Origin of the sequence: Caproicibacter sp. BJN0012, assembly GCF_035986805.1 — a bacterium.
Classification (GTDB): domain Bacteria; phylum Bacillota; class Clostridia; order Oscillospirales; family Acutalibacteraceae; genus Caproicibacter.
The window spans coordinates 2,080,560-2,096,671 of sequence record NZ_CP142518.1 but is presented as its reverse complement, the minus strand read 5'-3'; the positions used below and the strand labels follow the sequence as shown (position 1 = coordinate 2,096,671).

Genomic DNA, 16,112 nt, shown 5'->3' with positions numbered 1-16,112 from the left:
TATTTTTGAATGGGCAATCGTTGTTACTTGTTGAAAGGAGAAAAAGCAATGATTATTACGGATGAAATGAAAGATCTGCAAAAGACGGTCAGGGACTACATGACCAAAGAAGTGGTCCCCGTAGCGGGTGATTACGATGAGCGCGGAGAGTTCCCCGAAAAAATTTACAACGACCTGGTCGGCATGGGCCTCAACCTGATCTCTGTACCCGAGGAGTACGGCGGCCTGGGTTTAAACCGTCAGACGGAGATTTATCTCTCCGAGGAGATCGGAAAATATGAAGCCGGCATCGGCTCAGCCATCGGCGCCAATAACTCCGCGGCTTCCACCCTTGAACTGTTCGGCACCGAGGAGCAGAAGGCCGCTTATTACGGCATCATGACCGGCGGCAAATGGGCGGCTTTCTGCCTGACCGAGCCCAACGCCGGCTCCGACGCGGCGAGCGTGCGCACCACGGCAACGCTGGACGGCGAAGAATACGTGCTGAACGGCACAAAGTGTTTCATTACCAATGGCGGGATTGCAGGCGTATATACCGTGTTCGCTTCCACGGACCGCTCCAAGGGCACCAAGGGCCTTTCCGCGTTTTATGTTGAGGCTGACCGCAAGGGAGTTTCTTCTGGAAAACATGAAAACAAAATGGGCATCCGCCTTTCCAACACGACGGAAGTGATTTTCGACGAAGTCCGCATTCCCAGGGATCATTTGATCGGCCAGGAGGGCAAGGGCTTCATCTACACGATGAAGACGCTGGACACTTCGCGCCCGTCCGTGGGCGCTCTGGCCACCGGGCTTGCCCAGCGCGCGCTGACCGAGGCAATCGAGTACTCCAAGGTCCGCGTCCAGTTCGGCAAACCGATCTGCGCGAATCAGGCGATTCAGTTCATGCTGGCCGATATGCAGATCCAAGTCGAAAGCGCCCGCCAGGTGGTCTATCACACCGCCGAATTGATGGATGCAGGCGAGCCTTATTCCATATATTCCGCCATGAGCAAGGTGATCGGTTCCGATACCGCGATGAAAGTCGCCACGGATGCCCTGCAGATTCACGGCGGCTATGGCTACATGAAGGAGTATCCGATGGAGAAACTGATGCGCGACGCCAAAATCCTGCAGATTTATGAAGGCACAAATCAGGTCCAGCGGATGGTGATCGCAAACAACCTGCTGAAGTAGATAAGACCGCGATCCGGCGCCGCCTAAAGGCGCCGGGCAAGAACAACGGTGGAGCACGGTTGCTGCCTTTTTACCTTACTCCGCGGTTTTGGAGGAAAACTATGCAACTGACAATGGGCGTCGATATCGGTTCGGCGTCTTCCAAAGCAGTGATCCTTCGCGACGGCAGAGACCTCGTTGCGCAGGCTGCCGTTCAGTCCGGCACCGGTACCAGCGGCCCCGACCGGGTGATGGAAGAAATCATGTGTGTCTCTAATAAAAAACAGGAAGACATCGCCTATACGGTCGTCACCGGCTACGGCCGGTTCAGTCTGGATGCGGCCGACAAACAAATCAGCGAGATCAGCTGTCATGCAAAGGGAGTACACTTTTTTCTTCCGGATGTAAGGACAATTCTGGATATCGGAGGGCAGGACGTGAAAGCCATTTCAATCGACGAAAACGGCGCGGTGCAGAATTTTTACATGAACGACAAGTGTGCGGCCGGTACCGGGCGCTTTATTGAGGTGATGTCCAGAATCCTGGAAATCGACATAACCGAGATGGGAAACTACGATAAACTTTCGCAGAATCCCGTCACCGTCAGCAGCACCTGCACGGTGTTTGCTGAGTCTGAAGTGATTTCTCTGCTGTCTCAGAAAAAAGCGAAAGAGGATATCATCCGGGGCGTGCATGAATCTGTTGTCAACCGGGCGGCCGGTTTGCTCTACCGGACCCGCATGGAAGAGGATTTTGCCCTGACCGGAGGGGTAGCCCAGAACAGCGGAGTGGCGCGTGCCCTGGAAAGGGAATTGAAAAGAAAGATCTATATTGCCGATCATCCCCAGATGACCGGGGCCGTGGGGGCCGCGCTCTTTGCCTGGGAAGCTCTGCATGGAGAAAAGCGGATTTGATATTTAGGAGGTGTCACGAATGAATAATAGCGAAATCATCAACGATTCGATGACTTCAAAGGAAATGCTTGATATTCTGGTCGCAAAAAACATGGAGGATGCCCGCCAGGCGAAGAAAAGCGGCGGGCTGGTCTGTTGGTCCAGCTCCATCGCGCCGTGCGAATTCTGCGAGGCGATGGGCATTTATACGGTTTATCCCGAAAATCACGTGGTCGGCATCGCCGCGAGAAAAGGCGCGCCGGAGCTGCTGGCTTATGCGGAGCAGAAGGGCTACAACAACGACATCTGCGGCTATGCCCGCGCCAACCTGGCCTATATGGACGTGCAGAAATGCATTTCGGAGGAGATGCCCCTTCCCGATGTCGTGCTGCTGTGCAACAACATCTGCGACACGCTGCTGAAGTGGTATGAGAATATCGCCTATACTTTGAATGTACCTCTCCTGCTGGTCGACGTTCCCTTTAACCATGAGGATGAGGTCACACAGGCAAACGTGGACTATGTCAAGGATCAGTTTGCTGAGATCATCCGCCAGCTTGAGAATCTGACCGGACGTCCTTTCGACTACGAGAAATTTGGCGAAGTGATGAAAGTCGCCTCTCAGAACGCAAACGACTGGTATGACGCCACCGCCCTCTGCTCCGCGGTCCCGTCCCCCCTCAGCGGCTTCGACATGTTCAACTATATGGCGCTGATCGTCTGCATGCGCGGACGCCCGGAGTGCGGCATGACGTTCCGCAAGCTCAAGAGCGAGCTGGAAGAAAAAATCAAGAACAAGGAAGGCGGCCTAAGGGGCGCCGAGGAGAAGTACCGCATCATGTGGGACGGCATCGCCTGCTGGCCCTATCTGTCCCATACATACAAGGTGCTCAAAGGCTACGGCGCCAATATGGTTGGTTCCACGTATCCTTCCGCCTGGGCGCTTCGCTATACTCCGGGCAATCTGGAAGAGATGGCGAGGGCATATACCAGCATGGGCAATAACATCTCTCTGAAAGGCCAGATCGATCTGCGCAAAAACATCATCACGGAAACCAGGTGCGACGGCGTTGTGATGCATCTTAACCGCAGCTGTAAGAACTGCGACTTTCTCCAATACGAGATCGGCCAGGAGTTGCAGCGGTCTCTTGGAATTCCAATCACCACTTTCGACGGCGACCAGGCGGATCCCAGAAACTATTCGAAAGCTCAGTATGAGACGCGGATCCAGGCGCTTGTTGAAGTAATGGAACAGAAAAAGCAAAACGGTTGAGAAGGGAGGATCATCAGATGAGTCTGAATGATGCAATTCAAATTCTGGCGGAGGTTTCGGATTCTCCGAAGAAATCGGTTGAAAAAGCGTGCGAAAAAGACGGGAAGCGTGCCGTCGGCTGGGTGGAACCTTATGCGCCGGAAGAAATTATTTATGCCGCCGGGTGTATCCCGATCGGCCTGTGGGGCGGTCCGGCGCAGCTGAAAAATGCCCGCATTTATCTGCCGGTCTTTGCGTGCTCGATCATGCAGTCCGTGATGGAATACGAAGCGAACGGTACTTACGATGTCCTTTCCGCGGTCCTGATTCCCGGCATCTGCGACACGCTGAAGGATTTTGGTCAGAAATGGAAGGGCAAATGCCCGGCCATTCCGTTCGCTCATCCTCAGAACCGCAGGCTGGACTGTGCAAATACATACCTTGTCAGCGAGTATGAAATGATCCGGAGCAAGCTCGAAAAGTGCCTGGGTGTGACGATTACGGACGAACAGCTGCAGGACAGCATCGTTTTTTACAACGGCTACCGGGCAGCCATGCGCGAATTTACCGATGTGGCGGAATCACATCTGGACGTCATTACCCCGAAAATCCGCCATCAGATCGTCAAAGCCGGTTATTTCATGGACAAAAAATACTATAAGCCCCTTGTGGAAGAAATCACCCGTGAGCTGCGCAAGCTGCCAGACGGCAAGTACGATGGGAAAAAGGTTGTTGTTTCCGGCCTGACTCTGGAGCCGAACAAGCTGCTGGACATCTTCTCCGGGTTTGGCCTTGCCGTCGTGGCCGACGACCTGGCCCACGAATCCCGCCAGTTCCGCACGGATGTGCCCTACATGAAGAGCCCCATGAGCGCCCTCGCGAAACAGTGGCAGAACCAGACCGGGTGTTCGCTGGCTTTCGACCCGTACAAATCGAGGGTCAAGAAGCTGGTGGAAATGGTCCGCGCCAAGAACGCCGACGGCCTGGTCCTCGCTCTGATGAAGTTCTGCGACCCGGAGGAATTTGACGTGCCCATCATTATGGATGCGTGCAAGGAAGCCGGCATCCCACTCTCCGTCATCGAGATCGATCAGCAGGACGAGGGCCTTGAACAAGTCAAGACACGCCTTCAGGCCTTTGCCGAGAGCCTTTAATCCAGGCGAAAATAGGATAGAAAGGGAGTTTTATTATGAGCGATAATCCATATGCGCTTCTTAGCGGAGCACGTATTATCGAACTGGCCACTTATGTGGCGGCGCCGTCCGCGGGACGGATCCTGGCCGATTGGGGCGCCGATATCATCAAGGTGGAGGCTACCCCGAAAGGAGATTCAACACGCTTTGCCGTTCCTCTTCCCGGCATGAAATTCATAACCTATGATGTTCATAATGCAAACAAGAAGAGCATCGCGGTGAATCTGAAAACACCCGAGGGCCAGGAGATCATGCACAAGCTGCTGGCTACGGCCAATGTTCTGCTGACGAACACCCGCGCGACTGCGCTGAAGAAGCTGGGAATGGATTATGATACCCTCCATAAAGAATATCCCAATCTGATCCATGCTCAAATGACCGGATATGGCGAGACCGGCCCTATGGCGAACGAGCCGGGATTCGACAATGTGTGCTTCTGGGCTTTGGGCGGCGCGATGATCGCCGGCATGGAAAAGGACACGGCGCCTATTATTCCTCCCAGTTCCTTTGGCGACAACGGAATCGCCTCCACGATGGCGGCCGCCGTTTGTGCCGCACTGTACAGACAAAAGTCTACGGGCGAGGGCAGCAAAATCGTGGTTTCTCTCTACGGGCAGGCGATTTTCGATATGACGGAGCCGATTCTTTCCATCCAGTGCAGCAACCTTGATAAATACCCAAAAAGCCGTCTGGAGAACACGCCGCTGAATAACACTTACAAATGCAAAGACGGCAAGTGGATTATGGTTTGCTGCCACGAATACGAGCGGTATTTCCCGTATTTTATGAAAATTATCGGCCGCGAAGAGCTGATTCACGATGACAATATCAATACTTTTGCAAAGGGAAATAAAAACTGCCGTCAGGTGATTCAGATCATCAGCGAAGGCTTCTCCAAATTCACGAGGGATGAGTTGGATAAGATTCTCGCGGAGAACGACATTCCCCATGCCATCGTGACCAATGTGCCGGACCTGCTGGAATCCAAACAGGCTTGGGAAAACAAATACCTGAACGAATTCACCCTGCCAAACGGAGACAAATTGGTCGAGGCTGCCACTCCGGCAAAATTCGGCGGCGTGAATTTTCCTCCGCGCCAGCGTGCGCCCTTCCTTGGAGAACAGACATCCGAGGTCATGAAGGAAGTCGGTTACACCGATGAGCAAATTCAAGACCTTGAAGCGAAGGGTATCGTCATCAAAAAGGATACTTACGACTGAGCTGGCGAACCGATATTTAACAGGCAGCCCTGTACCAAATGTCCTGCGCATTTTGCCTCTTGTGAACTGATCAAAACAGACATAAGCAGCCGGTTGCAGCCTGTTCTGCAGCCGACTGTTCCATATTGGAAATATTCGTGCAGCAGCTGTCAACTGCCGGAGTATAGGAGAAATAAAGATGGAACTGATGTGTGTGACGATTTCGGAACTTACGAAAAGAAATGCAGAATTGTACCCCTGTGATATTGCTTACATCTTCGATGAGCGGAAATATACTTGGGAAGAAGTTGAGGGGATTACAGACTGGCTCGCCGTGGATATGCTGAACAAGGGGATCCGAAAAGGCACACACGTCGGACTGTGGGCGGTAAACTCCGTTCAGCTGGTGATGCACCTCTTCGCGGCGCAGAAGATCGGGGCGATTCCCTCCGTCTTCAACTACTCTTATAAGGCCCTTGAAATGCAGAGCGTCCTCTCTTATGCTGATATTGAATATTTATACATAGGTGAAGAAAAATCCGGCATGGATTATTGGAAGACCCTCGAAGAGATCAGGGAAACGCTGCCCTGTTTGAAAGCGGCTTTTGATATGCTGGAGAGCATGGGAAAGGCGGATGCGATCCGGAGATCGCAGGGTCTCGTTACAGGCGAGACGGCGGCGCTCCTGACGGAAAAAAAGGCGCAGGTTACCACGGACGACACGTGTTGTCTGATGTTCACTTCCGGAACAACCCGTCGCCCGAAAGGGGTTTTGCTGAGCTATTTCAGCGTGCTCAACGACGCAAACGAACTGGTCCGGCTGCTTCGGTGGAAGCACGGGGAAGATATTTTTTTAGCTGCAATGCCTATGTTCCACTGCTCCGGTTTGACCTGTGGCCTGATGCTGGCGCTGTGCGCGGGGATTCCTATGATTATTCATCGAATTTTCAATGCCGAGCGTGCCATGCAGGACATTGAAAAATATAAGGTCACAGCATTCAACGTCGTTCCTTCCATGCTTATGCTCATGGTACAGAATCGATCTTTCGGCAAGTACGATATTTCATCTTATCGCTCCGGTACTTCGGCCGGCTCCGGCTTTTCCCCCGAGGACTACCGGAAAATAATCCGGAAGATCGGCGTCCGGCATCTGCAGATGGGGTACGGGCAGACGGAGACCTCGCCGCTGGTCACATTCTCACTGTATGACGACGGCGTGGCTCTCAAGTCAGAGACCATCGGGAAAGAGATTCCAAATATGGAGGTTCGGATCTGGAATCTGCAAGACGGCCGCCTGGCGGAAACTGATGAACACGGGGAGATTCAGGTGAAAGGCTTTGCCGTAATGAAGGGCTACTACAAATTGGAAGAGGAGAGCCGGAAGGCTTTTACACCCGACGGCTGGCTCAGGACCGGGGATCTGGGGTTCCGTGACGCTGACGGCTATTTCCATTTTGTCGCGCGCATGGGGGATATGATCATCCGCGGCGGAGAAAATATCGCTCCCAGTGAAATCGAATGCGTGATCGGGCATTACAGCGGTGATCTGGCGGGCGTCAAGGTCGTCGGCGTGCCGGTAAATGATGTCGTTCAGGAGGAGATTGTTGCGTTCGTGGTCATGAAAAAGCCTATGACAGCGGATCCGGAGGATATCCGCCGTTTTGTGAAAAGCAGGCTGGCCAATTATAAAGCTCCCAAATATGTATTTCAAATCGATTCCTTTCCCATGACTGGAAGCGGCAAAGCTGATCTGTCCGCTTTGAAGAGGCTGGGAGCTGAAAAAATTGAAGTGCTTCAGAAGCGTGCAATATGCAAAACCTGACCGACTGATCAGGGATATCTTGACATCGCAGACCGGGAAAATTCTATACCGTAAGCAATGACGGCAGCTTTTATAAGCTGCCGTCATTGCCTGTCAGAAAACGTGTTTCGCAGCCTCACTTCGCGCAAAACAGAAGAATGACTTTTAAGCTCAGGTGTCTTCCTTGTCGGAGACAATGCCGGCGATATTCCTGGCCAGCTGCTTCTTGCCCTGAATGTTGCCCTGACGGCCGATCATGATGCGCTGTGCCTGCGGAGATCCCGCGCCGTGCAGGGATTCGGTGCGGTAACCGACGGCCGCCGCGCCGAGACAGATGTTTTCCAGAAAGCGCATCACGCGCTGGCGGTCCTCGGTAGAGACACCTTCCCGGCCCGCGAAATACTTGTTGCAGATATCTCCGATGGTCTCACCGCTGCTGCCGACTACCGTGTCGGACCCAAAGTCTTTCTGAGACGGCATGGTGACCATCAGGCCGCCGGCAATGTCCTCGGCCAGACGCACGATCTCATAGGGGAAACGGGTGACATTCTGCTTGCAGACGTTCGCCAGCAGCAGATCGATCTGGTAGTTGCCCGCCTTTGTGGGGCAGCCTTCACAGGAGCAGGCGATACCGCAGGAATACAGCGTCTCATTCAGATGGGTCATTTCGATGAGCTTATCCTTGACGGCGGAGGCCTTCTCCACGCCGTTGTACTCGGCGGCGAGCGCCGCGGCGCCGATGACCACATCGCCCACGCCGACCTTGCAGCCGCCGTAGCTCTGGCGGTGGTATCCGGCGAATCGCTCCACCATCATACCGGCAAACTCATGCTCGCCGTTCAGGAAGATGTACTCATTCGGAATGAACACGTGGTCGAGGACGACCAGGGCCTCCTGTCCGCCGAACTTGGCGTTGCCCACATCGATGTTGCAGCCTTCCAGCTTTCGGGTATCGCAGGACTGACGGCCGTAGATCAGGTACATACCCTTGACGTCCGTCGGACAGGCAAAGCTTACCGCCCAGTCTTTGTCTGCCTCCCCCATGGCGATGGTGGGCATGAAGATGTGCCAGTGAGAGTTGACGGAGCCGGTCTGGTGTGCCTTCGCGCCGCAGACCACGATACCGTCCGGGCGGCGTTCCACAACGTGGACAAACACGTCCGGATCCGCCTGCTCATGGGGGGCCTTGGAGCGGTCGCCCTTCGGGTCCGTCATGGCGCCGTCCACAGTCAGGTCGGCGTCCTGCATCTTAATCAGAAACTTCTTGAAGTTTTCATGGTAGCTGGTGCCGTACTTTTCGTCGGTCTCGAACGTGGTGGAATAGACGGCGTTGAACGCGTCCATACCCACGCAGCGCTGGAAGCAGCTGGCGGTCTTCTGGCCCAGCAGACGCTGCATCTTTACCTTCTTCACCAGATCCTCGCCGGACTGGTGAAGATGGGTGAAACGGTTGATCTTGCGACCGGTCAGGCTGGAGGTCGCGGTCATCAGATCCTCGTACTGCGGGTCCTGCGCCAGGGCATACGTCATGGCAACGCAGTTGATGGATGGACGGATGATGGGGTCATCCACCCAGTTGTCGACCTTTTTTCCGAACAGATACACCCGCGTCTTCAGCTTGCGCAGGCTTTCGATGTACTCTTGTGCGGTCATTAAAGGCATTGATAAAACCTCCTTTTATTTTCCGGCCAGATTCCGGTAGCTTTCCAGCCGCTCTTTAGCGTCCCTCTCCGCTTTGGAATACAGCGTTTCGGCCTTGTCCGGGAAGGATAATTTTAATGATGCGTAGCGGTTTTCACCCTGCAGGAACTTCTGGAAGTCGCCGGTGGGTTCCCTGGAATCTAGGGTAAAGGGATTTCTGCCCTCCGCTTTCAGATCGGGATTGTAACGGTACAGATGCCAATAGCCGGCCTCCACCGCTTTCTTCTCCTCCAGCTGGCTCAGCCCCATGCTGGCTTTCACGCCGTGTTCGATGCAGGGACAGTAACAGATGACGAGGGACGGGCCGTTGTATGCCTCGGCCTCCCGGATCGCTTTCAGCGTCTGAGCGGGATCGGCGCCCATGGAAACCTGCGCCACATATACGTAACCGTAGCTCATGGCCATCAGGCCGAGATCCTTCTTCTTGGTCACCTTGCCGCCGGCGGCAAACTTGGCGATTGCGCCCGCCGCTGTGGACTTGGAAGACTGCCCGCCGGTGTTGGAATACACCTCGGTATCCAGAACCAGCAAGTTGACGTCTTTGCCGGAGGCCAGCACGTGATCCAGTCCGCCGTAGCCGATGTCGTAAGCCCATCCGTCGCCGCCGAAGGCCCAGACGCTTTTCTTGGTCAGGTACTCCCGATTCTGACGGATGAAGACTGCTTCCTCACTGTCGTCGTTTTTCAGGGCGGCCAGCAGCGTGTCGCTGACGGCGCGGGATTCCTCCGCGGCATCGCCTTTTTCCAGATAGGCCGCGCAGGCGTCCTCTGCAATGCCCCGTTCCAACAGCCGCTGTATGTTCGCGCGCAGCTGCCGCTTGACGGCATCCTGCCCCAGCAGGTAGCCGTAGGCATACTCCGCGTTGTCCTCGAACAGGGACATGGCCCAAGCGGGGCCGAAGCCCTTTTTGTCGGTGCAGTAAGGAGAGGACGGCGTGGAGCCGCCATAAGCGGAGGAACAGCCGGAGGCGTTGGTGATGTACATCCGGTCGCCGAAGAGCTGGGTTACCAGCTTGATGTAAGGGGTCTCGCCGCATCCGGCGCAGGCACCCGAGAATTCAAAATAGGGCTTTGCAAACTGGGAACTTTTCACCGTTTTTGCGTTGGCGGCATCCTTCTTGATCTCAACGTTCTCCACGGCGAACGTCCAGTTTCCGGTCTCCTTCAGCTGGCTCTCCAAGCTCTCCATCACCAGAGCCTTCTCCTTGGCCGGGCAGACGTTGACGCAGCTGCCGCAGCCGGTGCAGTCATAGGGCGAAACCTGAATGCGGAACTGGTACTGGTCCAGGCCGGGGCCGACGGCTTTCCTGGTCTCGAAACCGGCGGGAGCCGCCTTGATTTCGTCCTTATTCAGCAGAATGGGGCGGATAGCGGCGTGAGGGCAGACCAGAGAGCACTGGTTGCACTGGATGCAGGCGTCCATCTTCCAGGCGGGGACCTCGACGGCGGCGCCGCGCTTTTCATACTTGGAGGTGCCGGCGGGCCAGGTGCCGTCCTCAAGGCCATATTTCTTTATCATGGAGAGCGGCAACGCGTCGCCCTCCTGGCGGTTCATGGGAGCCACGACGTCCTGGATGAAGGCGGGCGCCTTATCCTCGGCGGCATCGTCCCGCGCGGTGAGCCAGGCGCCGGGGATCGTTACTTCGCGCAGTTCGTCGATGCCATGCTCGATGGACGCGTTGTTCATGTCCACCACAGTCTGGCCTTTCTTTTTGTAGTAGGTTTTGTAAATGGCGTCTTTCATTTCGGCAACGGCCTGGTCGATGGGGATCACGCCGGTCAGCTTGAAGAAGGCCGCCTGCAAAATGGTATTGGTTCGGTTGCCCAGACCCAGCTTGCGGGCAATGTCGATCGCGTCGATGGTGTACAGCCTGGCGTGCTTGGCAGCCAGAGCCCGCTTCATGGATGCGGGAAGGTTCTTTTCCAAACCGTCCGTGTCCCATGCGCAGTTCAGCAGGAACGTGCCGCCGTCCTTCAGGTTTTTCACCATGTCGTATGTATGAACATAGGAAGGCGTATGGCAGGCCACAAAATCCGCGGCACGCACCAGATAGGGGGACCGGATCGGCACCTTGCCGAAACGCAGGTGGGATTGGGTCAGGCCACCGGATTTTTTGGAGTCATACACGAAATAAGCCTGGCAGTAAAGATCAGTGGCATGGCCGATGATTTTGATGGAGTTCTTGTTGGCGCCGACAGTGCCGTCGGAACCCATGCCCCAGATCTCCACATTCGTCTGGCCGGCCGGGGAGGTCTCGATCTCCCTGGTCACCGGCAGAGAAGTGAAGGTCACGTCGTCCACAATGCCGATGGTAAAGTTATTCTTGGGCCGATCCTTCTTCAGGTTGTCGTACACGGCCAGAATCTGCCCCGGCGTAGTATCCTTGGAGCTCAAACCGTAGCGGCCGCCCACGATCTCCATGGGAATGCCTCTCTCTTGATAGAGGGTGCAAATATCCTGATACAGCGGCTCGCCCCTGGCGCCCGGCTCCTTGGTTCGGTCCAGTATCGCCAGGCGCTTGACCGTGGCGGGCAGGCTGGCCAAAAAGTGCTCCGCGGAGAAAGGACGGTACAGATGGACGTTGAGAAGGCCTGCCTTTTCGCCCTTGGCGGCCAGATAGTCCACGGTTTCCTTGGCGGTTTCGGCGGCGGAGCCCATCAGGATGATGACCTGTTCGGCGTCGGGAGCGCCGTAATAGTCGAAGAGGTGGTGGGTTCGGCCCGTGATTTTGCCGATCTCCTTCATATAGTGCTCCACTGCGTCGGGAATCTGGGCAATTTTCTCATTGCAGGCCTCGCGGCACTGGAAGAAGATGTCCGGGTTCACGGTGGTGCCGCGGGTGGCGGGATGCTCCGGATTCAGGGCGTGTCTGCGAAACGCCTTAAGTGCGTCCTGGTCCACCAGGGGGCGAAGATCCTCGTAATCCAGCGCCTCGATCTTCTGGATCTCATGAGAGGTGCGGAAGCCGTCGAAGAAGTGCAGCACCGGCATCCGGCAGTGGATGGCGGCCAGATGTGCGACAGCGCCCAGGTCCATGACCTCCTGAGGGGAGGAGGAAGCCAGCAGAGCGAAGCCCGTGCTGCGCACGCCCATGACGTCGGAGTGATCGCCGAAGATAGACAGCGCGTGGGCCGACAGCGTGCGGGCGGAGACATGAAATACGCCCGGCAGCATTTCACCCGCGATTTTGTACATATTGGGAATCATCAGCAGCAGACCCTGAGACGCGGTATAGGTGGTGGTCAGTGCGCCGGATTGCAGGGAGCCGTGAACCGTACCGGCGGCACCGCCCTCTGACTGCATTTCCACCACCTGCACCGGCTGACCGAAGAGGTTTTTCTTCCCGTTGGCCGCCCATTCGTCCACATATTCCGCCATAGGTGAAGACGGAGTGATTGGGTAAATGCCCGCTACCTCCGTAAAGGCGTAGGAAACATATGCGGCCGCCTGGTTTCCGTCCATCAACTCAATTTTTTTCGCCATACAGATTTCCCCCTTGATGTTTTAGTTTGCTGTGCAGCTTTCGGCGCGCAAGGCAGAAGAGAGTCTTATTGCGGCAGATCGGCATGCAATCTCACACATTAAATTCTACAAGTGAGATTGCATACAATAATATCAATATGAATTCAATTTGTCAATATATAAAGTAAATTTCCAGCGTAATGCATAAAGCAAAAGAATAAAACATGTGCAAAAGAATCCGAACATTCAGTATAAAATGGATTCAAAAAATAAAATTGACTCTGGAAACAAAATATTGTATACTGTATTGACATATAAGGGACACAGGAAAGAAGGAGGGTGTTTATCTATTACTTCGCAGAGTGCAACTGCTTATCAGCAGATCAAGGATATGATTTTTCGCATGGAACTGCTTCCCGGCGCCCGGATCCCGGAGCTGCAGATTTCGGCCAAGCTATCCATCAGCAGAACCCCGATTCACGATGCGCTTCGACGCCTGGAATCTGAGGGGCTGGTCACGATCGGACATAACCGCGGCGCTACCGTGGCATGTTTTACTGATGATGAAATCAAAGAGATTGGTGCGATCCGCCTGTCGCAGGATATCCTTTCTGCGCAGTTGGCTTCCTATTATGGAAGCGCGTCGGATTTCGATGACCTTGACCGTTTAGCCGATGACTGTGAAGCGGCGGCGTCTAAGGGCGATATTTACGGACGGATTAAAACGGACTGCAACTTTCATCTGGCAATTTCAAAAATTTCCGGCAATTCTCATCTGATTAGCCAACAATATGCCATTTATCAGCAAATACATCTCGTCCAGGTGTCCAAATATACGGATATTGAGCACAGCCTGCTCCAGATTCATCACCATAAGCCGATTATTTCAGCGATGCGCAGCGGAAACCTGGAAGATGTACGCGCACTGATCTGCCAGCACATTAAAGATTTTTATCACATCGACCCGTATCTTTTGAAATGTTACGACGGAACATCCCGGACCGCGAATCCGTAACCGCCGCGTGCCCCGGCGAAAAGGCATGCGGTTTATATGACCTTGCTTCAGAAATGGGGTGGCAAACGATTTGAAAAAAGACGCTGAGAACGCTCTCCTGACAAAAGGCCCTGCGGAGAACGCGAGAAAGACCAGGCGTCAGCTTCAGGCAATGGAGACAAAAAACAAAATTTATAATGCTGCCGTGAAGAAAATCAATGAGCTGGGCTTCAGTAATGTCAGCATTGAGGATATTACGACGGAAGCCAACGTCTCAAAAGGGTCTTTCTATACGTATTTTGAGTCCAAGAGGGCTCTTGTTTTTTATACGTTCACGCAGTCCGATGAAATTTACAAACAGGCGTATGAAAAGGTCAAAGGTTTGGACTTTTTATCCATGATTACGCGCTTTATGAGGATTTCCTACACCGAGTACGAAAAGCGCGGCAGGGGGATCATTAAAGCGATGATCGCAAATTATTTTACCCTGGAGGGGTATAACTTCTACGGCAAAGACCGCCCTCTGCTCAAATGTCTGGAGAAGATTGTGGAAAGCGGGAAAAAAGAGCAGGTTCTCGATATGCGGACAGAGACAGACAAATATGTGAATATCCTGCTTTCCACCATGGTTGGCGTCGAAGTGATGTGGTGCTTTGAGAGTCAGGATTTCAGCTTGGCGGATATGATTGAAGACGCCGTCCGGGTGGCGGCGAAAGGCATGATGATGCGATAATCAAGTGTACGTGGGACGAACACAAATCACGATATGACAAAACGGCCCCCCAATCCGGTCATCCATCCGGATCGGGGGGCCGTTTTTATCGATACGATCGCGCAAAAAACCGAATGGATATGGGAGATATCATCAAGTATTAGGAGAAATGCATAATGAAGCCAGCATATTTTTATTGATTTTGAGACTTTACAAATTTAATCGTCGCGCCTATAATAACCTAAAGTCAATGAATTAAAGTCAATGAATTAAAGTCAATAAATTATAGTCAAAATCTGCTCCTATGGATGCAATCGGATGCCGATCAAACTCCGAAGCAAGAGGAGGGCTGTCTGACTTCTTGAAGGGAAAAGGCATGGCTGGCTGCGATGCCTCCACCATAAATTTACAACAGGAGGAACATTATTATGGACATGAGCTATCTGAAGAATAAGCCCATTGCAATTCTGGGTGCGGGTGGTGTTGGCAAAACGATGGCCGGAGACTGCGCGCTGGCCGGGGCAAAGGTGCGCATCTGGGACCAGCCGGGTTTTGCTGAGAAAAACTTTCGCAACATTGAGAGGACGGGCATTAAGCTGAGCGGCAACCAGTTCAGCTACTATGGATTTGAGCGCCGCGGCGTCGGCTATGTGGAACTGGCAACCAGCGACTTGGCCAAAGCCGTCAAGGGCGCGGGTATCATTATAGTGGCCACTGTGGCCATGGCGCATGAGAACATCTTCAGGCAGCTGATCCCACTGCTGGAGGACGGTCAGGTCATCCACATCTTCCCGGACAACTGCGGAACTTTTGTCTGCCGCAAATTGATGCGTGAGATGAACTTCAATAAAAAGGTAATCATCGGCGCGTGGTATACCGCGCCTTACGGCGTTCGCATTGTCAATCGCGGCGGTGTGACCACCAACGAGTGCAAGGTGGAGGACCGCATCACGACCATCCGCGGCTGCGCCCTGCCAATGACCGATACCGACGCATTCATCGAATCTGCAAACTACATACCGGCCCTGGACGCGATCCGCACCGGAGACGGTTTTGTAGCGGGCAACACCGTTCTGGACATCAACCTTTCCAACGTCAACCCGGTCATCCATGTTCCCGGCACGGTTCTGGGCGTTTCCACGATGCAGAACTTCGGCACGGTTCTGGGCCAGGATCCGAAAAATTACTCCCTGTATGGATTCGCGCTCTGTCCGGCTATCGCCGAGGTTCAGGCGACCTTCTGGGAAGAGGAGAAGGCTCTGGCAAAGGCAATGGAAATCGGCCTGTGCACCGTGAACTACGAGGACTTTTTCTCCCGCACCACCATGTACGGCAAGGAGTACATGGGCCCCGACTTCGCCGTTCCCTTTGAGGAGAAGTACGAGAATTTCTACGGCGACGGCCCGTTCAGCCTCGAGAACCGCTACATCACCGAAGACGTCCCCGTCGGCTGCTATCTGATGCAGCAGCTTGGCAGAAAGTACGACGTCCCGACTCCGACCATCGATTGCATGATCCATCTGGCCAACGTGATGATCAAGCGCGATCTGATCAAGGACAGCAAGTATACGCTGGACTATCTGGACATCGGTCATATGACCCACGACCAGCTGCAGAAGTATCTGCGCGAAGGCGTGTATACCGCAAAGTAAAACTTAAGGGGAAATAGTTTGAACATCGGTCCGGCCCCGCTGGCTCATGGGTTTGGCCGGCAGAATCCGGGTGTTTTTCCAAATGCGGCGGCATTAGT

General features: G+C 54.2%; 11 protein-coding genes. 9 read left to right on the top strand and 2 right to left on the bottom strand.

The features are described 5' to 3' along the window. The first annotated feature begins 48 nt into the window (after positions 1–48). The 6 genes from VA597_RS10125 (at position 49) to VA597_RS10100 (ending at position 7,514) form a co-directional block, all read left to right on the top strand. The gene (locus tag VA597_RS10125; protein WP_128742687.1) at positions 49–1,176 is read left to right on the top strand and encodes an acyl-CoA dehydrogenase family protein; all 1,128 of its coding nucleotides are present in this window, start codon (positions 49–51) and stop codon (positions 1,174–1,176) included. A 101-nt stretch (positions 1,177–1,277) separates the two neighbouring features. Further along, positions 1,278–2,069 carry an acyl-CoA dehydratase activase gene (locus VA597_RS10120; protein ID WP_128742686.1) on the top strand — a complete coding sequence of 264 codons (792 nt, stop codon included), beginning with the start codon at positions 1,278–1,280 and terminating at the stop codon, positions 2,067–2,069. 19 nt (positions 2,070–2,088) lie between these two features. After that, positions 2,089–3,321 carry a 2-hydroxyacyl-CoA dehydratase subunit D gene (locus VA597_RS10115; protein WP_128742685.1) on the top strand — a complete coding sequence of 411 codons (1,233 nt, stop codon included), beginning with the start codon at positions 2,089–2,091 and terminating at the stop codon, positions 3,319–3,321. A gap of 17 nt (positions 3,322–3,338) precedes the next feature. Next, positions 3,339–4,454, top strand: a complete 1,116-nt coding sequence (locus tag VA597_RS10110) for a 2-hydroxyacyl-CoA dehydratase subunit D (RefSeq protein WP_128742684.1) — start codon at positions 3,339–3,341, stop codon at positions 4,452–4,454. A 35-nt stretch (positions 4,455–4,489) separates the two neighbouring features. After that, a complete protein-coding gene (locus tag VA597_RS10105; RefSeq protein WP_128742683.1) occupies positions 4,490–5,713 on the top strand; it encodes a CaiB/BaiF CoA transferase family protein in 1,224 nt (407 codons plus the stop codon). Between the two features lie 178 nt (positions 5,714–5,891). After that, a complete protein-coding gene (locus VA597_RS10100) occupies positions 5,892–7,514 on the top strand; it encodes a class I adenylate-forming enzyme family protein (RefSeq protein ID WP_128742682.1) in 1,623 nt (540 codons plus the stop codon). 150 nt (positions 7,515–7,664) lie between these two features. Here the strand turns inward: VA597_RS10100 and VA597_RS10095 are convergent, their stop codons facing one another. Continuing rightward, positions 7,665–9,155 (bottom strand): 4-hydroxyphenylacetate 3-hydroxylase family protein, encoded by a 1,491-nt coding sequence (locus VA597_RS10095; RefSeq protein WP_128742681.1) that lies wholly within the window; start codon positions 9,153–9,155, stop codon positions 7,665–7,667. A 15-nt stretch (positions 9,156–9,170) separates the two neighbouring features. Beyond that, positions 9,171–12,677 (bottom strand): pyruvate:ferredoxin (flavodoxin) oxidoreductase, encoded by a 3,507-nt coding sequence (gene nifJ, locus VA597_RS10090; RefSeq protein WP_326974535.1) that lies wholly within the window; start codon positions 12,675–12,677, stop codon positions 9,171–9,173. Between the two features lie 274 nt (positions 12,678–12,951). On the opposite strand from nifJ, the gene VA597_RS10085 reads away from it, so the two are divergent. The 3 genes from VA597_RS10085 to VA597_RS10075 all read left to right on the top strand — a co-directional run bounded on the left by VA597_RS10085 (position 12,952) and on the right by VA597_RS10075 (position 16,014). Continuing rightward, a complete protein-coding gene (locus tag VA597_RS10085; protein WP_326974534.1) occupies positions 12,952–13,671 on the top strand; it encodes a GntR family transcriptional regulator in 720 nt (239 codons plus the stop codon). Between the two features lie 70 nt (positions 13,672–13,741). Next, a complete protein-coding gene (locus VA597_RS10080) occupies positions 13,742–14,383 on the top strand; it encodes a TetR/AcrR family transcriptional regulator (protein WP_128742679.1) in 642 nt (213 codons plus the stop codon). Between the two features lie 407 nt (positions 14,384–14,790). Beyond that, complete coding sequence (locus tag VA597_RS10075) at positions 14,791–16,014, top strand: NAD/NADP octopine/nopaline dehydrogenase family protein (RefSeq protein WP_326974533.1); 1,224 nt, start codon at positions 14,791–14,793, stop codon at positions 16,012–16,014. Positions 16,015–16,112 lie beyond the last annotated feature (98 nt).